At 44.9% G+C, this 21,626-nt stretch carries 21 protein-coding genes; 4 read left to right on the plus strand and 17 right to left on the minus strand.

The window, feature by feature from the left end; genetic code table 11:
- Positions 1-27: 27 nt before the first annotated feature.
- Together SPUTW3181_RS13820 and SPUTW3181_RS13825 are read left to right on the plus strand one after the other, a co-directional pair.
- Positions 28-909, plus strand: a complete 882-nt coding sequence (locus SPUTW3181_RS13820) for an AzlC family ABC transporter permease (RefSeq protein WP_011789922.1) — start codon at positions 28-30, stop codon at positions 907-909.
- Positions 906-1,208 carry an AzlD domain-containing protein gene (locus SPUTW3181_RS13825; protein ID WP_011789923.1) on the plus strand — a complete coding sequence of 101 codons (303 nt, stop codon included), beginning with the start codon at positions 906-908 and terminating at the stop codon, positions 1,206-1,208. The genes SPUTW3181_RS13820 and SPUTW3181_RS13825 overlap by 4 nt, the downstream gene beginning before the upstream one ends.
- Here the strand turns inward: SPUTW3181_RS13825 and SPUTW3181_RS13830 are convergent.
- From SPUTW3181_RS13830 to SPUTW3181_RS13880, 11 genes are all read right to left on the minus strand, one after another.
- Positions 1,188-1,865 carry a helix-turn-helix transcriptional regulator gene (locus tag SPUTW3181_RS13830; protein ID WP_011789924.1) on the minus strand — a complete coding sequence of 226 codons (678 nt, stop codon included), beginning with the start codon at positions 1,863-1,865 and terminating at the stop codon, positions 1,188-1,190. The two genes, SPUTW3181_RS13825 and SPUTW3181_RS13830, sit on opposite strands and share 21 nt — an antisense overlap.
- Before the next feature lie 52 nt (positions 1,866-1,917).
- On the minus strand, positions 1,918-2,367 hold the full coding sequence (locus tag SPUTW3181_RS13835; RefSeq protein WP_025007491.1) for a GyrI-like domain-containing protein: 450 nt from the start codon (positions 2,365-2,367) through the stop codon (positions 1,918-1,920).
- Positions 2,368-2,468: 101 nt separating this feature from the next.
- Entirely contained in the window at positions 2,469-2,852 is a 384-nt protein-coding gene (locus tag SPUTW3181_RS13840) for a VOC family protein (protein WP_011789926.1), read from the minus strand.
- A gap of 174 nt (positions 2,853-3,026) precedes the next feature.
- Complete coding sequence (locus SPUTW3181_RS13845) at positions 3,027-4,748, minus strand: phospho-sugar mutase (protein WP_011789927.1); 1,722 nt, start codon at positions 4,746-4,748, stop codon at positions 3,027-3,029.
- Between the two features lie 91 nt (positions 4,749-4,839).
- Complete coding sequence (locus SPUTW3181_RS13850; protein WP_011789928.1) at positions 4,840-5,826, minus strand: TerC family protein; 987 nt, start codon at positions 5,824-5,826, stop codon at positions 4,840-4,842.
- 295 nt (positions 5,827-6,121) lie between these two features.
- A complete protein-coding gene (locus SPUTW3181_RS13855) occupies positions 6,122-6,355 on the minus strand; it encodes a DUF3624 domain-containing protein (RefSeq protein ID WP_011789929.1) in 234 nt (77 codons plus the stop codon).
- Between the two features lie 70 nt (positions 6,356-6,425).
- A complete protein-coding gene (gene oleD / locus SPUTW3181_RS13860) occupies positions 6,426-7,553 on the minus strand; it encodes a 2-alkyl-3-oxoalkanoate reductase (protein WP_011789930.1) in 1,128 nt (375 codons plus the stop codon).
- A 149-nt stretch (positions 7,554-7,702) separates the two neighbouring features.
- Positions 7,703-9,529: an olefin beta-lactone synthetase gene (gene oleC, locus SPUTW3181_RS13865; protein WP_011789931.1), complete on the minus strand. Its 1,827-nt coding sequence runs from the start codon at positions 9,527-9,529 to the stop codon at positions 7,703-7,705.
- Positions 9,529-10,440 (minus strand): alpha/beta fold hydrolase, encoded by a 912-nt coding sequence (locus SPUTW3181_RS13870; protein ID WP_011789932.1) that lies wholly within the window; start codon positions 10,438-10,440, stop codon positions 9,529-9,531. Before SPUTW3181_RS13870 ends, oleC begins: the two co-directional genes overlap by 1 nt.
- Positions 10,441-10,536: 96 nt before the next feature.
- Positions 10,537-11,586, minus strand: a complete 1,050-nt coding sequence (locus SPUTW3181_RS13875) for a 3-oxoacyl-ACP synthase III (RefSeq protein ID WP_011789933.1) — start codon at positions 11,584-11,586, stop codon at positions 10,537-10,539.
- Positions 11,587-11,838: 252 nt separating this feature from the next.
- Positions 11,839-13,152 (minus strand): methyltransferase, encoded by a 1,314-nt coding sequence (locus SPUTW3181_RS13880; RefSeq protein ID WP_041408219.1) that lies wholly within the window; start codon positions 13,150-13,152, stop codon positions 11,839-11,841.
- 201 nt (positions 13,153-13,353) lie between these two features.
- On the opposite strand from SPUTW3181_RS13880, the gene SPUTW3181_RS13885 reads away from it, so the two are divergent.
- Entirely contained in the window at positions 13,354-13,587 is a 234-nt protein-coding gene (locus SPUTW3181_RS13885; RefSeq protein ID WP_011789935.1) for a DUF1289 domain-containing protein, read from the plus strand.
- Positions 13,588-13,607: 20 nt separating this feature from the next.
- Here the strand turns inward: SPUTW3181_RS13885 and SPUTW3181_RS13890 are convergent, their stop codons facing one another.
- The 3 genes from SPUTW3181_RS13890 to SPUTW3181_RS13900 form a co-directional block, all read right to left on the minus strand.
- Positions 13,608-13,970 carry a YajD family HNH nuclease gene (locus tag SPUTW3181_RS13890; protein ID WP_011789936.1) on the minus strand — a complete coding sequence of 121 codons (363 nt, stop codon included), beginning with the start codon at positions 13,968-13,970 and terminating at the stop codon, positions 13,608-13,610.
- A gap of 135 nt (positions 13,971-14,105) precedes the next feature.
- Entirely contained in the window at positions 14,106-16,082 is a 1,977-nt protein-coding gene (locus SPUTW3181_RS13895) for a BCCT family transporter (RefSeq protein WP_011789937.1), read from the minus strand.
- A 394-nt stretch (positions 16,083-16,476) separates the two neighbouring features.
- Positions 16,477-17,061 carry a DUF502 domain-containing protein gene (locus SPUTW3181_RS13900; protein ID WP_011789938.1) on the minus strand — a complete coding sequence of 195 codons (585 nt, stop codon included), beginning with the start codon at positions 17,059-17,061 and terminating at the stop codon, positions 16,477-16,479.
- A gap of 160 nt (positions 17,062-17,221) precedes the next feature.
- Here SPUTW3181_RS13900 and SPUTW3181_RS13905 point away from each other — a divergent pair, with 160 nt between their 5' ends.
- Positions 17,222-17,617: a VOC family protein gene (locus tag SPUTW3181_RS13905; protein WP_011789939.1), complete on the plus strand. Its 396-nt coding sequence runs from the start codon at positions 17,222-17,224 to the stop codon at positions 17,615-17,617.
- 209 nt (positions 17,618-17,826) lie between these two features.
- Here SPUTW3181_RS13905 and SPUTW3181_RS13910 read toward each other — a convergent pair whose 3' ends face one another.
- From SPUTW3181_RS13910 to pstB, 3 genes are all read right to left on the minus strand, one after another.
- Positions 17,827-19,449 carry a methyl-accepting chemotaxis protein gene (locus SPUTW3181_RS13910; protein ID WP_011789940.1) on the minus strand — a complete coding sequence of 541 codons (1,623 nt, stop codon included), beginning with the start codon at positions 19,447-19,449 and terminating at the stop codon, positions 17,827-17,829.
- A gap of 544 nt (positions 19,450-19,993) precedes the next feature.
- Complete coding sequence (gene phoU, locus SPUTW3181_RS13915; RefSeq protein WP_011789941.1) at positions 19,994-20,704, minus strand: phosphate signaling complex protein PhoU; 711 nt, start codon at positions 20,702-20,704, stop codon at positions 19,994-19,996.
- Between the two features lie 73 nt (positions 20,705-20,777).
- Positions 20,778-21,596: a phosphate ABC transporter ATP-binding protein PstB gene (gene pstB, locus SPUTW3181_RS13920; protein ID WP_011789942.1), complete on the minus strand. Its 819-nt coding sequence runs from the start codon at positions 21,594-21,596 to the stop codon at positions 20,778-20,780.
- Positions 21,597-21,626 lie beyond the last annotated feature (30 nt).

Here is a 21,626-nt window from a genome sequence, read left to right on the forward strand (position 1 = left end):
GCGTCGCCGCTATTTTTAGGAGCCAAAGTGACCACCGACAAGCTTATAGAACCTGATGTTTATCCTGTGCATCCATCGAAATCCAAGGCATTTTTAAAAGGCACCTTGGCCATGATGCCGCTGACAATAGCAGTGGTTCCTTGGGGAATTTTAGCGGGCTCCTTCGCCATTGAGGTTGGGTTAACGCCCATTGAGAGCCAAGCCATGTCGGCGATTATCTTTGCGGGCGCTGCTCAATTAGTGGCACTAGGCATGGTGAAAGCTGGTATTGGTCTGTGGAGTATCTTAATTACGACGTTACTCATCACCTCACGCCATCTGTTATATGCAATGGCGATGCGCAGTCAAATCAGTCCGTTGCCGTTAAAGTGGCGCCTAACATTGGGCTTTTTGCTCACAGATGAACTATTTGCCATCGCCAATCAAGGCAAGTTGCATAAGTTCGACCCTTGGTACGCCCTTGGCGGCGGTTTGAGTTTCTATATCGGTTGGAACATAGCCACACTACTTGGCATAGTGGCGGGCAATGCTATCGAGAATTTAGGTGAGTTGGGATTAGATTTTGCCATCGCAGCCACCTTTATCGCTCTGGTTGTTCCTACCATAAAAAAACCATCGATTCTCGTCTGTGTATTAGTGTCGCTCACCCTAGCAGTGGTATGCGCCGTTTTTAAAATTCAAGCGGGACTGCTCATTGCCGCCATTGCGGGAATGACGGCAGGTGTACTTTACGCCAAAGTGACCAAAGAAACGGAACGCGCAGAACAATCCGTAAGTCAGTTAGCAAGCACACAGGCCAAAACAGAAATGGATACAGAAGCTGGGCCTGACATTAAGACAAAAACTGAGGCGAATACTGGTAATGAAAGTCTGACTGAGACAAAAACACTGTCAGGAGAAAAAGCATGATTTGGTTAATGATCTTTTCAATGGCGGCGGTTGTGTTTATCAGTCGTCATTTACTACTTGAGCCTAAACTACCACTGCGATTAAGTAAGGGCACCCAAACCTTTTTAAGTTACTCAGCCCCTGCGGTACTCACTGCAATCTTTGCACCCATAGTGTTTGTGCAAGAAGGTCAGCTTGATCTCAGCCTAGATAACAGCTATCTCATCTGCGCCATAGTCGCTACAGTGTTGGCGCTCGTCACCCGTAATACCTTGCTGACCACAGTGCTAAGTATGGGACTATTTTTCTTTATCCATTAGGCAAATATAATCTTCAAGCTCTTGCCCGAGAGTGAGATCAAAATGGCGATTTAACCGCACAAGGCCTGTGATGCGATCGACCCTGAAATTACGAAAATCAGCACGTAGCTCACACCATGTCAGTAAGGTCCAAGTACCACGCCAAAAATAGATGGCGAGCGGCCTAACTTCCCGCTCGGTAACATCCAGTTTGACATCTTGGTAGAAGAGTTTGACGTATTCGCGGCGCTGAGCCGCATTACGCAAGGGATCGAGGAATTGAAACTCATTGGAATCGAGGTAAAAATCCGGTGAAAACATTAAGGATTGGTAGGCTTGTAATCGTTTAGGCAACACAGCTTCGACTTTAATCATCGCCTGCCGAGCGGCACTACCGAGTTCTTTGCCACCCCAAGTTTGCACCATACGCATGCCAACTTGAATCGCCTCCAATTCGGCTTCGTTAAACATCAAGGGCGGAACATTCACCTCGTGGCGCAACAAATAGCCGACCCCCGCCTCTCCTTCAATAGGAATGCCGCTTAAACACAAATCCTGCACATCACGGTAAACCGTGCGCGTGGACACCTCTAACCGTTCAGCCAACTCTTGGGCTGTGGTCAGGCGTTTATGTTTGAGAATTTGCACTATTTGAAATAGGCGGTCAGCGCGGCGCATTAGTTCTGATTTAATCCTTTAATTCACTCTTAAATGTTTTTTACAATTTGAATCATAAAATCCCGATATAGATCTCAACCTCAGTAGCACTAAGATAGACTTCAAAATCCGTTTGATAACGCCGCTGATGCAAACATTCAGCCGCGCTAAAATAACCCCACACTTGCCCCCAAAGATCGATAACACACTGGGGCATATCACCCTGAGCGGTGAATTTTAGGTACTTGCCCGCGTTAAGCTCCAATGGCATAAAATGACTTGTATCAACAGGGGCATCAATTGCCTTACCCACCAGCACAGAAAACTCGCCATTCATGTCTGACTCATAATCATAATACACGCCATACATGGGCGAATTGAGCATAGCGGTGAGCTGGGATGATTCAAAAAAGGCTTGCCACAGACCGCCTATTTTCGCGCTATCGGCGGACATTTCAGCCCTATTGCTCGTGCGGGTACTGAGTCCAAGTAAGGGTCGAGCATCAATATAAACCACATCCATCTTTGTTTCTTCCATAGAAATCTAAACCCATGCTTTAGTTAATTGCGTGATTTTAGCGTCATGGCATAAGGCCACGACGCTAATACATTAATCACTCGAGACTACTTATCCTTAGACCACAGACCCACTTTATTGCCTTCACTATCGGCAAATAACGCAATGTAACCGCACTCTCCATCATTAATCGGCGTCACTGGCAGCAAAATATTCACATTGGCGGCAGCGAGTTTATCCACTAAAGGTTGCAAATGGGTGCTGAAATGCAAATACACAGTGCTGCCCTGCATTGACGGCTGGCTCATACTGCACTTGACTAGCCCTATGCTCGCCGCACTCGCATCCTCAGTGACTATGCTCGCATATTCCATGTCTTCCATATCGTCACGTTTAAACTCGACCCCAAAATGCTGTTGATAAAAAGCAACGGCACGGTTCATGTCACTGACAGGAATTTCACCCCAAACTAACGGTGCAATAGATAACATTTTCACTTTCTCCTTGTTGAAAAAATATCAATGATTCAAAACCTTATTCGTACAATTCAGGACTGAATCATTAACGGGCGACAACAAGAATAAAACAAGGCTACTGACAGCATGATGTCAGTAGCCTTTAAATAAAAGTGAATTTTATTGTTTTAACTTAGCCAGCAACCAAGATTATTTTGGCAAACTGGCTTGATGTGCCTGAATAAAATCATCCATGGCTTTGCTCGCCCTCGCTTGGGCGATGGCTAAGGTATCTGTATCAACCATAGTTTCTACCACTTCGTAGTAGCACTTAATTTTAGGTTCAGTGCCAGATGGTCTGACGATCACCCGAGCCCCGCCCGCTAAGCAGTAAGTCAATACATCGCTCGGTGGTAAGTCGATTTTCTCAACACTGCCATCGGCAAAACGACGCTCAAGGGCCTTTAAATCATCGGTTGAGAGCACATCTAACTCACCAATCTTCAGCGGTGGATGTTCGCGCAAATAGGCGCCAATATTGGGCGTGTCAGGTTTTAAGGCAATGCTCACCTGCGCATTGAGATGGAACCCATGCTCACGGTAAATTTGCTCGAGTCTGTCCCAAATCGTTTGCCCCTTCGCCACTAGCTCGGCAGTTAATTGGGCAAATGCAACCAGCGCCGACAAGCCATCTTTATCCCACACCATACTGCCCACCGTATAGCCAAGGGCTTCTTCATAGGCAAACAGGAATTGATCCTCAGGCGAAGTTTTTGCAATCCCTACATTCATCAGCCACTTAAAGCCGGTGAGCGTGGTAAAGCTTTGCGTGCCAAACCCTTGAGCAATTTTAGATAACAGGCTCGATGACACTATCGTTGTGCCCGTAAGTCGTTGATTATCTTTAGCGTGAGATAGCAAGTAATGTCCAAAGAGCACACCGACTTGATCGCCCGTCAGCATCTGATACTCGCCATCATCACGACGCACTGCAACAGCAAAACGGTCGGCATCGGGATCGTTAGCACAGGCGAGCATAGCGCCGTGTTTTTTCGCCTCGGCAATCACTAAATCCATCGCCCCCTTTTCTTCAGGGTTTGGGAAGTTCACCGTCGGGAAATCGCCATCGGGTTCACGCTGGGAGGCAACCGAATACACTTGGGTGAAACCAGCATCTTTCAATACCGTTTCAGCCATTTCGGCACCCACGCCGTGCATGGCGGTATAGGCTAAACTCACCTTTTCAGGAGCGGTATGGTTTTGCAGCACCTCTGCTTGCTGCACGCCATGACGATAGCTTTGGTAAAAATCGTCCTGCAGGAGTATCAACTTACCTTGTTTTACCGCGTCATCATGCTCTAAAAACGGAATCGCTTGATTCGCTGCACGCTCAATTTGCGCGGCAATGCCCGAGTCGTGGGGCGGAATAATCTGCGCGCCATTCTCCCAATAGACTTTATAGCCATTGTATTGCGGCGGGTTATGACTCGCGGTCACCACAATGCCCGCTGCCGCATTAAAATGTTTTACCCCAAAGGCCACCAGCGGCGTTGGCGCTACTTTGGACGTTAAGCGCACCTTAATCCCCATAGCGGTGAGCACACTCGCCGCATCATGGGCAAAATTAAATGAATCGTGGCGGCCATCATAACCAATCACCACGCCACGCTCGGCGGCATCTTTAATCTGATCAAGTAGATAAGCACCAAGACCAGCAGAGGTTTGGCGGATCACCAAACGGTTCATCCCCATAGGCCCAGCGCCGACGACACCACGTAATCCTGCGGTGCCAAATTCCAAGCGACCCGCAAAGCGCGCTGCGAGTTCGGCTTCATTGCCACTATCAATTAGGGTTTGTAACTGGGCTTGAGTGCGAGGGTCTGGATCATTTTCAAGCCAATGGTTTACCTGTAACTGCAGATGGGTATTCATATCACACCTCATTGAAAATCATTTGCAATCACCTTAGGAAAAAGCACGTAGAAGAACAAGCTAATTTGCATTAATTTCACGAAAAGGAAGGTTACTTCCCTACCGTTTGGCCACGCGTTCGCCAAAGTGAATACAACACCCCAGCCACTAATAAACCGAAGGTCACACCTAATGAAAGGGCGGTTGGAATTTTAAAATCAATAATACCTTCATGGTTAAAGTACACTAAACCCACTTTCACCCCGATAAACACCAACACCACAGATAGAGCATATTTTAGGTATTCGAAACGATGTACCATGGCTGCTAAAGCAAAGTACAGTGCACGTAAACCAAGAATGGCGAAGATATTTGAGGTGTAAACAATAAATGGATCTTGAGTAATCGCAAATATTGCCGGGATACTGTCAACTGCAAAGACTAAATCTGCAGTTTCAACCAAGATCAATGCCAAAAATAACGGCGTTGCCCACCATCCTTTACTTAACTGATGATCCTCACCACGCACCCAAAACTTCTCATAGTGCAGGGTTGGCGTAAAGCGCATCTTAGTGCGTAACCATTTGTAAAATTTATTATCTTGGATATCTGTGTGTTCATCATTTGAGAACAACATTTTCACACCAGTGAAAATCAGGAAAACGCCAAACAGCACAAGGACTGCTTGATATTGAGCAACAAGCACAGCACCAAACCCAATCAATATGGCACGCAACACTATTACGCCCATAATTCCCCAGAAGAGCACCCTATGTTGGTATAGGCGTGGGATGCCTAAGCTACTGAAGATTAACGCGATAACAAAGACGTTATCCATAGATAACGACTTTTCAATTAGATACCCTGTCAGATACTCCATTCCTGCTGTCGGGCTCTTATACCACCAGAGCCAAGCCCCAAACAGTAAACCCATACAGATATAAAAAGCCGATAACTTTAGGCTTTCTGCAACGGTAATTTCATGCTGTTCCTTGTGCAATACCCCCAGGTCAAAGGCTAATAACGCCAGCACAAAACCGAAAAACATTAACCAAACCCAAAGCGGGTAACCCACAAACAGGGTGGTAAAAAACGCCATAAGTCTCCTTAATAAGGTGAGAATACTGCTTTACCTAAAAAGCCCGACAAATAGGTTCTAACATAATGAAATATAGAGAAAAAGCAAAAGCTAAAAGATTAATGTTCATTTAAGATCCCATTTATTCTAATAGGCTCTTAAAAGTATAGGGAAAATAAACAGATAAGAGTAAATAAGAGCGATAAAGAATGTCAGGAGCAAAGCAAAGAGGGTTCAAATGACTTGTTAGTCTCGAAACCTTAGTCTCGAAACCTTAGTCTCGAAACCTTAGTCTCGAAACCTTAGTCTCGAAACCTTAGTCTCGAAAATAACGATAAACCAACACCACAAGATGCAACATAAGTAAGCCGCTAACAGCACAGCAAAAAAAGAGTAAAGCAATCGAATTGACCTCCAGCGGTGTATCCCAATAGCAATACCACCATAGGGGCCAGCCAATAACAGATAGGCAAGTCAGTTGCCACATACAGCGCTTACAGCGACCTATTTTCTGCCTAAAAATCGACGTTTTACATTCACCACAAGCCATAGATTGATTATTTCATCCATTTCAATGCCATAAGCACTTAAAAAAATAGGCTGGATTTATCTAATGTAGATTAATCTAAAAGTGAAGTCCTGAGCCTTGCCATCCCCTCATCAAGAGAGACCAGCGCACAATACCCCAAATCACGCTTGGCAGCGCTGATATCAAAATAATGGCTGCAAGATAACTGGCGTGCGACAAAACGCGTCATAAGGGGCTCTTCTTTTTTCTTAAGCAAAAAATACAGGCTTTCCAATGCCGCGCCAGCGATATAGGCCACAGTTCGAGGCACACGTCGAGTAACAGGGGGCAATCCATCACAGGCTAAGATCAGATTGAGCATTTTTACCATAGTAATAGGCTCATCGTTACTCAAAAAATAGGCTTTGCCTTGACACTTTGGTTTAGGTTGGCAAAGTTCTAAGGCGGCGAGTACATGGGCATAGGCAGCATTATCGATATAGATGGTATCGACGAGTTTATCTTCGCGGCCAACCAGTTTTAACTTTCCTAAACGGCCACGTTCCAGTACCCGAGGCACAAGATGGGGATCGCCGGGGCCCCATATCAAATGCGGCCGCAGAGCGACTGTTTTTAATGCATAAGGTGTAATCATTTGAGTTGCTTCAGTATTTTCAACTGATACTTCACTCACTTGGTTAGCATCTAGCATCATTTTTTCGGCAATGGCTTTCGAGTGAGCGTAATAATTAAGGAATGTAGATGCGTAGGGGGTAGACTCATCAATCCCTGACTCATCTTGGCCTGTAAAGGTGACGCTCGGGGTGCTGGTGTAGACTAACTTATTTATTTTTAATGCTTTACAAACAGCAATCACATTAGCAGCGCCCTTCACATTAGGACAAAAATAACTGTCTCGATCGCCCCAAACCCCCGCTTTAGACGCCACATGGAACACGATATCGCAACCCTGCATCGCCTGCTGAAGTTGCTCCTTATTGACGAGATCCCCTTGCTTCATCGCAACACCCAACGCTTCAAGCTCTGGGTAATGCCCACGTGCAAAGCCTGTGACCTTAATGCCTGCCGCTAACAATCTTAAACAAATGGCCTTACCTAAAAACCCCCCAGCTCCCGTCACAAAGGCATGCGTTGCCTTAAGGGCAAGCTGCGTAAGCGCAGTTTGTTCGAGTGTGTCGAATTGCGCTAGTGTCGGATTTTTGATTGGATTGTTCGTCATTTAGGCATCCATTTCAGCGCATTGATATGAGCTTAAAAGTCAGTGTAAGAGTTTAAAAATAAGCATAAACGCTTAAAAATAAGCAAGTTTGTTCAAATGAACACAGAATATAACGTTAAAAATGCAGGAAAAAGCTGCAGAGCTTTAAATCAGCCTTTCGTTTGGGATTGCGCCCATACGGCTAATTTTTCTCTAAAAATTTTGGCATTGTGCCGTACATCCACTGGGAAATCCGGATGAATCAAAAATCGTTTTATCCCCTGAGTTTGGTGGAATTGCTCAGCAAGCGTAGTAAGCTCTTGATAAAGCTGCTGACTTTTATTACACACCAGTGATGTATCCAGTTCGATACAGATTAACGGTGTGATTTCATTCGCTACTTTCACACCCACTAAAGCAGAGCGTTTCACATTAGGATGCGTATTAAAAATACGCTCACAGGGAATCGAATAATAACGCTTAGCAAACTTCCCTTTATGGGTGGCATCAACTCTGTGAGCTTTACGTCCACACATCCATAACCGACCTTGGTCATCAAGATAACCCAAATCGCCCATTCTATGTCGAACGCAATTGGCGACAGGATCCCATATCTTAGCCATCGCAGTCGCACTATCGCGTTGATTATCACGTTGGCTATCATATTTATAGTATGATTGGCTCACCATGGGCCCTTGTACTATTATCTCGCCAATTTCACCATTCTTAAGCAGTAAAGCATCATCCCACTCGGGTATGACGGCTTCACTTATGCCGATAATGCCAATAGAGACACCATCAATAGCATGGCCAACACAGATGCCAGCGCCATTATCTGTCATCTCGGTCGTGGCAAATAAAGCATCACTGGCAATCATACTGATGGGCAAAGATTCAGTTGCGCCGTAGGAATTTAATACAGGTACGCCATCACTTAGCATCTTGCTAAAACGAGCAATAGAAGCAATCGTCGCTGGCGCCCCCGCCGAAATAACCCGTTTGACACTCGGCAATGTATGTTGCTTTTGCTCCCCCGCACGGCCTAAACGTTCGAGCAGCGCAGGATTAACAAAAATATTGCTGCATTGATATTGCTCAATCGCGGCAAACAAAAATTCGGGGTTAGCTGTGATGGGTTTACTGGCATCCATTTCGGGCACAATAGATGCCATACCCAACGCCGGACCAAAGAGTGAAAACAGCGGAAACGTTGCTAAATCGCGCTCACCATGGCAAATCCCATAATCGTTTTTTAGCGCTTGAATTTGCGCCTCAAACATTGCATGGCTATAGACAACTCCCTTAGGTGTGCCCGTACTGCCACTGGTGAATAGAATCGCCGCCATTTCATTTGGCTTTAGCAACACCATAGGATATGGCGACTTTTGAGCAGAGGATTGTGCCGAGGTATTTTGCAATAGCGTCGATAGACTCATAGCGCCAGTAGCCATACAGTTCAATTTTGCAGCGAAGCCTGTTTTGCCACCATCAACATTGAGCAATATCTTTATGGTGCCCTTACCCCAGCCAAATAAGCGCCTTGCAATATGCGCCTTGGGAATACCAATAAAAGCATCGGGCGCAGCCTCAGCAAAGCACTGCTTAAGGTTTTTAATCCCCATGCCAGGATCAACAAGAATGGGGATAATCCCCGCTTTAAACAGCGCAAAGGTTAAGGCAAAAAAATCGAGGCTCGGCGTAACCATCAGCACAGCCTTCATACCGCGGGTAATACCATGGGCATTAAGCGCAAAAGCTATCACATCACTTTGTCGGTCAAGACTGAGAAAGTCCAGCTCGCTGTAACGTAAGTTCGCCACAGAAGCGCCCTTCGCGCTTTGTACTGCTACAGCAAGATGATGGGGAATGTCATGGGCAGCTTGTTTAAGATGACGGCAAATATTGGCATCACTGGCTATTGCTGATTGAGACGTGCCAGTTGAAAGTGACGTTTCCGTCACCAAAGGGATCACTTCTTTTTCAAGCAACGTCGACATTAACCTGCAGCCCGTTCAGCGGACGCAGATGCGACTTGTTCATCGGCCATAAAACCTTTTATATGGGCAATCACTTCGTCACTGGCATCTTCCAAAATATAGTGACCGCAATCGGCAAATTCATGCACAGTCGCATGGGGCATGTGCTGGCGCCATTTAGCTAAAAAGTGTTTGTCGAACACAAAATCCTTCAGCCCCCAACAAATCAGGGTCGGCACTTTGGCAAATTTAGGCAAACTTGCTGCGATATCAGAGACTAACTGATAATTTCTATCACCTTCACGCAGCGGAATATCCTGCACAAAGCGCAGAGTAGAAATGCGGTTTGACCAAGAGTTAAACGGCGCAACGTAAGCCTCACGGATATATTTCGCCATTGGCTGACGTTTCACACCAACATAGGATGCGATAGATGAAAAAGCATTAAAACCACGCACTAAAACTGTGCCTAACAAAGTATTACGACAGATCCATAAAGGCCAAGGGAAAGGTTTAGATTCAGGTAAATGGAAGGCCCCAGTATTCAATATCACCAAGCGTTTAATGCGTTCAGGATAACGCGCCGCATAGCCCATACCTATCATGCCGCCCCAATCATGCACAACTAAGGTGATGTTCTCTTTGATATTTAAACTATCGAGCAAGGCTTCGAGATCATCTATACGGCGCTTAAGTGTGTAATCGTAGCCGCTATCATCGGGCTTATCCGACAGACCACAGCCGATATGATCCGGCACTATGCATTGATGAGAATCTTTTAAGGCGCTCACTAAATTGCGGTAATAAAACGACCAGCTTGGATTACCATGAACCATCACCACAGGTTCACCGTGGCCTTCATTGATATAATGCAGCTTGTTACCATTACGGTTAAAAAAATGACGTTGAAAAGGCAACAGAGTGTCTAACATGACGCTTCCTATTTTGGTTCTATTTATGAGAGCGAATTTAGCGAGTCAGTCTTTTATGGGAACGCCGACAATGGCAGTAAAAGACCTAAAGCGCCCCTACCACTTAATGCCTAACATCATGCAATTCAAGCCGCTACCTATACCTAAAAAGCTCACTTGATCGCCCGCTTGTAAAAAACCTTCATCATGGGCCATGGCGGCCGTCACAGGTAAAGACACTGTGCCCATATTGCCAAGCAATTGATAGGTAGGAAATTCTTTTTCGGGCGGAATATTAAGCGCACTCAGCACTTGTTTGCGGTTCGATGCACCCACTTGGTGGCAAATCACTTTATCCACTTGCTCAACCAGCCAATTGCGCTGCTCAAGGAAATGCTCCCAAGTGTGTTTAGCCAGCTCAACACCTTCCTTCAGCAGGGTTACCGCATCGGTACGCATAAACTCACGGTAAAGATTATGCCCCACTTCCTGCAATCCCCACTGACATAATTGATGATGCTCTGGAGCAGATAAATGCGATGCGCCAAGCAGTTGATGTTTACGCACGTTCGTTAGCGGTAAGCTGCCGTCGGTAAGGATAACCGCCACGGCACCAGAGCCTCCCGTGAGGGTCGCCAATGATTGGGCAAAATTCTGCATGGTTGGAGAAGCAAGCATATTATCGATAGTCACATCAACAATATCCCGTGCCGATTCACAGGAAACCACCATACCCGCCTTGATCTGACCCAGTTCAATACGGTTAGCAATGTCTAAAATACCCGATAACACCCCTAAGCAGGCATTACTGATATCGTAAATGGCGGTGTCCTTGGATACACCAAGCTCAGCAGCGATACGACAAGCGGTGGCAGGTTCATGTTGATCGCGACAGACTCCGGTGTACACCACAGCCCCTAAGTCAGCGACATTTATTCCCGTTTCAGCAATGGCTTTACGCGCTGCGTTAATCGCACCATCGGATAATTGGTGTCCTTTAGGCCACCAGCGGCGTTCGGTAATACCTGTCAATGCCGCTAATTGTCCCATAGGAATACGGAACTTTTGATATAAAGGCGCAAGGCGAGACTCTAGCTCGCTACTGGAAACCACTACAGGTGCCAGTTCATAAGCCAGGCTATTAATAAATACGCGGGAATATTTCATGAAACTGTTTTATTCGCTCACTAGAATCACTGACCGAGGGTCAGCTTTCAGTTGTTATTCGTCATTAATGCGACATTTGAACAAGAAAAGCCCGATGATTCAATAAAAAACCATCCTCAGTATAAGACTTGTCTCACAGCGATACGCATAACCACTGGCACGTTAACAGCATTAACACTAGTTTCAAATGAACTAATACAGAAATAGTTCATAAAAAACATTGCAGTACAGTATATTTTTAGACGCTATTTTTTAATCAACTGACTTTAACGCCAAAATGAGTGCATTTCTAGGTGTTACGCTGTTTGCACAAAATTCACTCACGCTAACTTGGTATCCCTGCTCCTGCAAAAAACAACAGCGATCGAGTATTAACCACTGTTCGAGTACTGAACGAAATAAATGCGCGACTAAATCAATGCGTCTGGTCAATCGTTGTCTTTGATACCCAGTTTCAAGCCAAAGATTAAAATCAATATGTTGTGGTAAATTGACCGATTTTTGTGTCGCGGCCCACAGGCAAAAATCGGCAAAACAGCCACTCAGTTGGCTCTGTTTTATCGATGGAATAGGTAAATATTCATCTACATTTCGGTATTGCCTCTGCAACGCATCAAACCCTAAACGCCACGCAATTTCTTGGTGACGTAGCGTCTGTTGTTTCGGGCTTGCAATCACACTCTGCTGCAGTGGTAATTGCAAATCATGGCGAGTCAGTGTGAGTGCACTCTGCTTTGCCACCGTTGATAAAGGCTGATAATGGCTCGCATGGATAAGATGATAACAACAGGGCGAAATAGCGAGCGCCTGAGTGCCCGCAGTCGCTGCAAGGGTTAACAATCGCACATGCAAGTCACCGCAGGCATGGAGCGCCACCGCGTGCTGCTGTGCGTATAAAGGATTTGAGTGTTTACCATCGCCACTCAAAGGGCTATCGACAATGTCAAAGGCATCGACGCAAATAAAGCGTTGAGATAATTGCCATTTATGAGCAAAGGCTTGGCCTTCTTCACAGAGCTTTTCCTGCCATTCTAAGCTCACAACATCAACGCCGCGTGCTTTAGCAATTAATCGTCCTAAATGCCCCTTACCTGCACACCATTCAAGCACGGGTAAATCATGGTGAGGTAAATGCTGCACAAATGCATGAATTTGCTCCCACTTACGGCCCTTTATATGGGCACTAAAATGGGCTTCATCCTCAAAAGAGAAGCGAGTGGCCGAAATATGCTTTGGTTTATTTGCGTCAGCACTATCAATAAGTTCAGCATTTGAAGTGCGTAGCAGGGCTAAATTCCACTTTAGGCCTAACGTCTTCAAATCAAGATCTAATGCGGGAGATAGGGCATCGACTAACAAGCCTTGATCTGCATCGAGTTTATCCAAGTTTTCATCAGCGATAGCCCATACCGCCTCGGCTAAATGCGGGAACTTAGCGGCCCAAGGTAAGGACGATGCCTCAAAAGCACGCATTTGCCAGAGGGAAGTACTCTGCTCAAGCAACTGATTCAGTTCGCTAAACTTCTGTGAGTAAGTGAGTATTGTATGCAAATTATCTTGGTTCACGTTATGCCCAGTGTAAAAATGCTTGTCTTGCCATCAGCTCACTTTATCTTGCCTAGTCGATGGCTTTAATAGACAAAAGGTTTAATGGACAAAATGACTTTAATGAGAAAAATGTTAGTATCGTGGCGCGCTAGCGCGAACTTAACCTCAAGCTAGCACCTAACATTAACGGTTAATCATCGTCACCGAAAAAGGATCAACATGCTTTCACCCTGCGTTGCACGCTGCGGCTTAAATGATGAAAATTATTGCATGGGCTGTTTTCGTCATATTGATGAAATCGTCCGTTGGCGCGATGCCAGCGAAGCGCAACAAGTTGATATATTAAACCAACTCCCTGCCCGTAAAGCCTTGTTTAAAGACGATAAAAATCAACACATATTAAGCCGCGCAACATGGCTAGAAGCTGAGGCCCGTTTAGCGAAAAAAGCCTGACAATGTCAGGCCTTTTGTCACTATTTTTTCATCATGGCTTTTAAATCGGCAAAAGGATTGTAGGTCGCCGCGGCTTGTTTGGTCTCAGTAGTGCTACCGTAGCGGATCAATTCTTCAAAACGGGAATGTTCGTTATCGTGGCAATACAAGCACAATAACTCCCAATTTGATCCATCAGATGGATTATTATCGTGATTATGATCCCTGTGGTGCACCGTCAGTTCGCTTAGGTTTTTCGGGGTAAATTCTCGAGTACAGCGGCCACACACCCAAGGATAAAGTTTTAACGCCTGCTCACGGTAACCACTCTCACGTTTGGCTTTGTATTCCCGCGCCTCGGCTAATACTTTATCTAATTTACTCTCACCTTGATTAACTGACATGCTGTCACCTTACTTAAAACAGACCTCAAAAATTGTCCCAAGGATAATCTGACTTATCACTTGGAGCAATATGAGCCTTAGATCATAAGGCGTTAAACACATTCTAATCCACACATTCACTCGCAAAAAAACGGTTTATGCAACATGACCCTGATCAGCGCTAGAAAGATGTAGATAGTGCAAATATTTTTCATATTGGGTAACGACATCCGCCAAGATTTGCTCTTCGGTATAACCCATTACATCGTAATGCTGCCCACCCTGCTCAAGGTAAACCTCAGCGCGATAGTACGACGTATTCCCTTGCTCTAGCTCTTCCCCTATCGGGTTTACAATCTCAAAACAACGCAAACGTACACCGTATACAAAGGGTAAGTTAACTTCATTACTGACAACTAGCCTGACTTTTCCCTCGATGTATTCGAGATCAGCGACAATACCTTTGCTCATAAAACGCTGACAGACTTTTGATAATGCAGGGGTCGCCACATTATTGATAAAAACCCGCGCGTCTTCCTCTGTCGGATGTGACACTAGCACTTCAATACGCTCCTCCCAACTGATATTGGTTTTGGCGTACTGCACGCTAGTATTGTGCATCTGTACACTGTTGATCTTAAGCCAATCATTTTTTAGTGCTTTATATAAACCAAGGCACATCAATAACATAACGACTAAAAATGGCATAGCACTGGCAATTGCCGCGGTTTGTAATGCCTGTAGCCCCCCCGCCAATAACAGCACTGAAGCCACCACACCTTGAAGTAATGCCCAAAATACTCGCTGCCATACAGGTGCATTGTTATCACCGCCAGAGGTCAAGTTATCAATGACTAAGGAGCCAGAATCCGATGATGTGACGAAAAAAGTCACCACTAAACAAATCGCAATGCCTGACAGCAATGTCGAAAATGGCATATGTTCAAAAAACACAAATAGCGCCACAGAAACATCGGTATTGACCGCCTCAGCTAAATAAGTCGCCCCTTGATGCATAATGGCGTTGATAGCCGAATTACCAAATACTGTCATCCATAGGAAGGTCAATGCCGAAGGCACAAATAACACACCAATTAAAAACTCACGGATTGTTCGACCACGGCTCACCCGCGCAATAAAAGTCCCGACAAATGGCGACCATGAAATCCACCACCCCCAATAGAGTAATGTCCAACCACCCAGCCAATCTTCCTTCTGTTGATAGGCATATAAATTAAAGGTTTTATTCACTAAATCACTTAAATATCCGCCGGTATTTTGCACAAAAGCCTGTAATAACATCACAGTGGGACCGAGGATTAACACAATACACAAGAGTAAAATCGCCAGACCAAGGTTAAGCTCACTCAAACGCTTTACCCCTTTGTCGAGCCCAGAAAACACCGAAAGCGTTGCTAATAAGGTAATACCTATGATGAGAGACACTTGCACTAGAGTGTTATTGGGTAAGTCGGTAAACAGATAACTCAGTCCTGAATTGACCTGCAACACCCCAAACCCCAGTGATGTCGCCACACCAAACATAGTACCGAGCACGGCAAAGGTATCGACCGCATGACCAATAGGCCCATAAATTCGCTCACCAATTAAGGGATACAGGGCACTGCGGGGTAATAGGGGTAACTTATGGCGATAGGAAAAATAGGCTAGGCTCAACGCCACCACGCCATAGATTGCCCAAGCGTGAATCCCCCAATGGAAGAAAGTGATCTTCATTGCCTCTTTCGCGGCGGCAATGGTTTCGGGAGTCGCATCGGGTGGTGCCAAAAAATGCATTACGGGCTCAGCCACCCCAAAAAACATCAGGCCAATGCCCATCCCCGCCGAAAACAACATGGCAATCCAGCTTTTATAGCTATAATCGGGCACGGAATGATCGGGGCCAAGTTTGATATCACCAAAACGGCTCACCATCACAAAAATGATAAAAATTAAAAAAATAGCCACACTCAAGATATAAAGCCAACCTGCTTTCATCTCTATCCATGACTGCATTGATTTAAAAAAAGCATTCGCCTCTGTTGGCCACACTGCGCAAATCATCACCATTAAGGTGATAAGAAAAACCGATGAATAAAATACCGGTGGGTTGATACTCGTTTTAATCGACATTAAGACTCCCTTGTTTTAGCAAGCTCCCTATTCAGCCAACTGAATCCTCGTTTAGTACACCGGATTCATTGAATAAGCGTAGATAACGGAATAATCGCGACGCCAATGCCACGACATATACAGATGTCATAGCCAACACACCCAATAATGCATAACAAGCATTCGCTTTTCGCAATACCTTGTCATGTCATATTCGTTATCTTGTTTTATTCGATAGGAAATAGAACATAGGTGAGCTAATCCCAATAAAAGCCACAGTATAAGGCTCAGTTTAAACTGGGATAATTAGCATAAAAAATGGCGACTCATTAAGCCGCCACAGAATTATACCACAAAATGCACAAAACTTGATATTTAACCCTATCAATAGGGTTTAAACTGACTTAGATGTCGCCTATTGGGTCGCAGGTGTTTGAGAAATTCCCGCCGTAAGATTAAAGCGCATCGCCTCCTCAAATGACCAATCGACAAGAATAAGATCATCTCGCTTAACTAAACTCGTTACCCCCGCCATTTGATAACTCAATTGAAATAACACTGGCACCCAATCTCCCTCGGGTAATGCATCGAGTAAGGGCTTAGGCGGAGTATCTGTCATAATAAACCCGACCACATAACCCCCATTTGCTTGTTTAACCAACACTGTTTGTTGGGTATTTAGCTTGCCTTCACGATTCATCAGGGAAGCAATATCGCGAATACTGCCATACACAGACTTAAATAAAGGAAAGCGCATTAACTGACGCTCTATCCAACCATAGATCCATACGATGGGACTGACCGAAAACAATAATCCGACCGCAAACACTAAGGCCACGACTAAGATAAAACCGACACCGACAAAATGTTGGTTAATCCCTACCAACGCTAAAATAAAAATCCCTAAACCATCCAAAGACACAAATAACGACCAAAACAACCAGAGGCTTAGGGCCATAGGGAGTAAGTTCATTAAGCCGCGGGCTAAGGTTTTCTTCATGACACTCTCATTTCATCTATGGGATAAAAAAAGGCATAAAATATTTACGCCTAGAAACACCACAAATGCTACCACAGAGTCACTTTTGCATCAGCACTTGATGTAAGGTAAGGCGCAGATAAAATCAATAACAAATCGCTATGGCATCGAGGGAAAGAATATGCGCGTGACTCGCCTAGACCACTTAGTGTTAACCGTAAAAGATATCGAGGCCAGCGTCGCCTTCTATCAAAGTGTATTAGGAATGAAAAAAGTGATATTTGGCAACGGGCGCGTTGCCTTAATTTTTGGCGATCAAAAAATCAACTTACATCAAGCGGGTGCTGAATTTGAGCCTAAGGCCGCCCTAGCAACGCCCGGCAGTGCCGATCTGTGTTTTGTGGTCAGTCATAATATTGAAGCAGTGATCACCCATTTAAACGCCCTTCAAATTGATATCATTGAGGGTCCGGTGCTACGAACTGGCGCCACAGGTCGGATAAACTCTGTCTATATCCGCGACCCCGACTTAAACCTGCTTGAGTTATCCGAATATCTGCCCGCCTGCACGCGGTAGGCAAGATAGCCTTATAGCAGAAGGTAAACTGGCTTTATTACCTCTACTGTTCGCTTTGGATTTAAAAGAAATGTGATGGCAAAAAACAATAATGTGGTTGGTGTAACAGCTTTTGTAAACCAAAGCATTGGCTAACAATGGGGATAGAAAGGTGTTTAGTATACGGTTTTGACTTAACACCTTTCCAATATTGATCTGTCGTAGATGGCCTAAACTTTAAAAGACGTTACCAGCGAATTTAAGGTTTCTGCTAAACGAGCAAGATCGGCACTTGATGCTTGAGTTTCATGGGCCCCCGCAGAAGTTTGATGTGACAAATCTCGTATATTCAAAAGGTTGCCATCAACCTCCCGCGCCACTGTCGCCTGCTCTTCTGCTGCACTGGCAATGGTAAGATTTTGTTCATTAATTTGAGCAATAGCGGTGGCAATCTGTTGTAAGGCATCACCAGCCTGCTGGGCAATAAGCAAGGTTTCAGTGGCACGATTGCTGCTATTTTGCATGGTGTTAACGGTAGTCTGAGTTTCAGCTTGCACTAAATGCATCATACGCTCAATTTCTTTGGTTGATTCCTGTGTACGATGTGCCAATGCGCGCACCTCATCGGCAACTACGGCAAAACCTCGACCACTTTCACCTGCTCTGGCAGCTTCAATAGCAGCATTCAATGCCAACAAGTTAGTTTGTTCGGCAATGCCTCTAATCACATCCAATACTGAACTGATTTCGTTTACCCGACTCGCTAATTGCTGAATTCCCTGACGGGCTTGTTGTAATTCACCTTCAAGGGTTTGTATGGTTTGAATCGTATGCTGAACACGCTCTTTGCCTTGACGAGCTTTAATATTTGCGGTTTCAGAGTCACTCGATGTTGCACTAGCACTGCGGGCAACTTCTTCAATGGCTGTCGTTAATTCAGTCACCGCCGTCGCTGCTAATTCGAGTTCTTGACTTTGCTGGTGTAATGTCTGGCTAGATTGATCGGTAACGACGCTAAGCTCTTCAGAGGTCGCGGCCAATTGCGAAGATGAGTGATTAATTTCACTTAGTGTTTGCTGCAATTGCTGTTGCATAACAGCCATGCTGCGGATCATATCCCCAGCTTCGTCCGCGGCATCATCGGCAAACTTTTGGGTTAAATCGCCACTGGCAATACGCTGACAGATAGCTACGGCATTTTGCATAGGGCCAATGAGACTGCGGCTAAAGAAATAAGCCAGCACAACGGCTCCGATAACCGCAAAAACCACAATAGCAATCATAGTACTAAGTGCTAATTCTATCGTGTGTTTTGCACTGTTTGCTTCCACTAAGGATCTTTCTTGCTGGTAATCTGCTAAGGCACTTATCGCATTTGATACTTTAATAGCGGCATCATTTAACCCTGCATTACGCAATGCAATAGACTCGGTATATTGGCGTTGCTCGTTTAATCTCAGGATCTGTTGATGCAGTTGATCGTAGCCGTCTTTGGCCTTTAATACCTGCTCTAGTACCTTGTGCCCTTCTGGCGTACGTTGAAACACCTCTACTTTATCAATATTGGTTTTAAAGTTATCCAGCTCATTACGGATGCGATCGCGATGACGTTGCCGTTCAGCATCCGTTTCCGCATACATTAAATTAAGTGTATACAGCCTAATAAATAGAAAATCTTTGTTGAGTTCACCAGCTAATAACGAAGCTGGGAGTCGATGCTCTGCGATATTACTGATATTGACTTCAACACTGTTAAAGCGCTGAATGGCGGTAAGTCCCACTAAAACCGTGAGCAACGTCATAATGCCAAAGGCAACGCTTAAGCGTTTGCCGATTTTTAGTTTTCTTAACATTGTATAGCTTCCTGCATTGAAGGCTGTTTACTGTTTCACCCCGTCAAGGTTAGTACGGTAAAAATGGAACGGCTTGCAGTCTTGAGAGTGATATGAATAACGAGGCGAGGTATTAACAACATTGCTTCGTTAAAGTAACTTTAACACCCGACTTAACTAAAGGCATCAGTAAATACTTGTTTTTGATCAATTTTTTTAAAAGTCGTTTATAGCGAAAGCAATCTAATTTGGACATCATGTTGAATGAATACTGTGGATTTTTGACAATTTCTTAGTGAATTATTGTCAAAAATGTTGAGAGTAAGAATAATTGGGCCTACATAGTCGCCCTAGATTTAGCTCATAAGCCATATTAAAACTGTAGATAATTCACGCTATCGTCTAACTGTTTTTAACGTACTGATTACGCTAATGTCCAAAAGATGAGCCAATGGACATGGCATTTGATTAATGGCATTTAATACCACCAAAAGCAAAACGCTCCACAGAGACTGCGGAGCGTTTTATTTAGCAAAGGGATTAAACAGTAAAGTTGGCGCTTGTCTTAGCCTTTCATATCCTTTTCCATATCTTCGTAGGAAGTATGGCGAACGTCTTTACCTTTTACGTAGTAAATAATGTATTCGCAGATATTTTTACAACGATCACCGACACGCTCAACTGCGCGTGCAGCCCACAGTACGTCTAAAATATCGGGGATTGAGCGTGGGTCTTCCATCATATAGGTCATTAGCTGACGGATAATGCCTTCATATTCACGGTCAAGCTTGGCATCTTCTTTGTGCAGTTCTAACGCAGTATCGGCATCCATACGCGCCAGCGCATCTAAGGTCGCATGTAACATCCGAGTCGCATGACGCCCCATATTTTCAATGCTAACTAACAAAGGTTGTTGATTATTTAAACGCTTATCGAGTGCCGCTTTTGCGATTCGCACACAAGCATCACCAATACGTTCTAGATCGGCAATGGATTTAGATATGGCAATAATTAAACGCAAATCACTGGCCGCGGGTTGACGTTTCGCAATGATGCGGGTGCATTCTTCATCAATCGAAACTTCCATACCATTGACTTTATGGTCGCCATCAATCACCCGTTGGGCTAACTCAGCATCGAGGGCACTTAAAGCATCAATCGCTTGTTCTAGCTGACGTTCAACCAAGCCACCCATAGCGAGTACGCGGTTACGGATATCATCTAGTTCAGCGGTAAACTGTCCTGAGATATGCTTACTTAAATTCATATTTTCCATTTGGCCAACCTTTTACTCAAGTGTTTCAAGGCCTAGGCTCTCGCCTAGACTGTGGCGTTTATTTAATCACTGATTAACCGTAACGTCCGGTGATGTAATCTTCTGTTTTACGTTTTTTCGGCGTAGTGAAAATGGTATTGGTATCCGCATATTCCACTAATTCACCCATATACATAAAAGCAGTTTGATCCGATACCCGTGCCGCCTGTTGCATATTGTGAGTCACTATCACCACGGTATATTTGGTTTTCAGCTCAGTGATTAACTCTTCAATGGTTAAGGTTGAAATAGGATCGAGTGCCGATGTGGGTTCGTCGAGTAATAGCACTTCTGGCTCAATCGCAATTGCACGGGCAATCACCAGACGTTGCTGTTGACCACCCGATAAACCAAAAGCGTTATCGTGCAATCTGTCTTTCACTTCATCCCAAATAGCCGCGCCGCGCAGTGAACGCTCAGCGGCTTCATCTAAGTCTCGACGATTATTAATGCCTTGCAAGCGTAAGCCGTAAACCACGTTCTCATAGATCGACTTTGGAAATGGATTTGGACGTTGGAACACCATGCCCACATTTCGACGCAGGGCTGCCACATCAATTTTTTTGTCGTAAATATTTTGACCGTGCAGCAAAATCTCGCCGTCGATATAGCAGTTATCCACTAAATCGTTCATACGGTTAATGCAGCGCAGTAAGGTCGATTTACCACACCCACTGGGGCCGATAAAGGCAGTGACTTGCTTCTTGGGGATCTTCATCGATACATTAAACAGCGCTTGCTTATCGCCATAGCGCAAATCTAAGTTGCGGATCTCCAGAGCGGTATCGTTCTGGCTTAAGTTCGCCAAATCAAAGGTGTTCGTTTTCATTGCTGTCGAATCTATAGAAATCATATTCAGTCCTAATACTTTCAGGATAATCGC

It is taken from the genome of Shewanella sp. W3-18-1 (assembly GCF_000015185.1).
GTDB classification, from domain to species: Bacteria; Pseudomonadota; Gammaproteobacteria; order Enterobacterales; family Shewanellaceae; genus Shewanella; species Shewanella putrefaciens.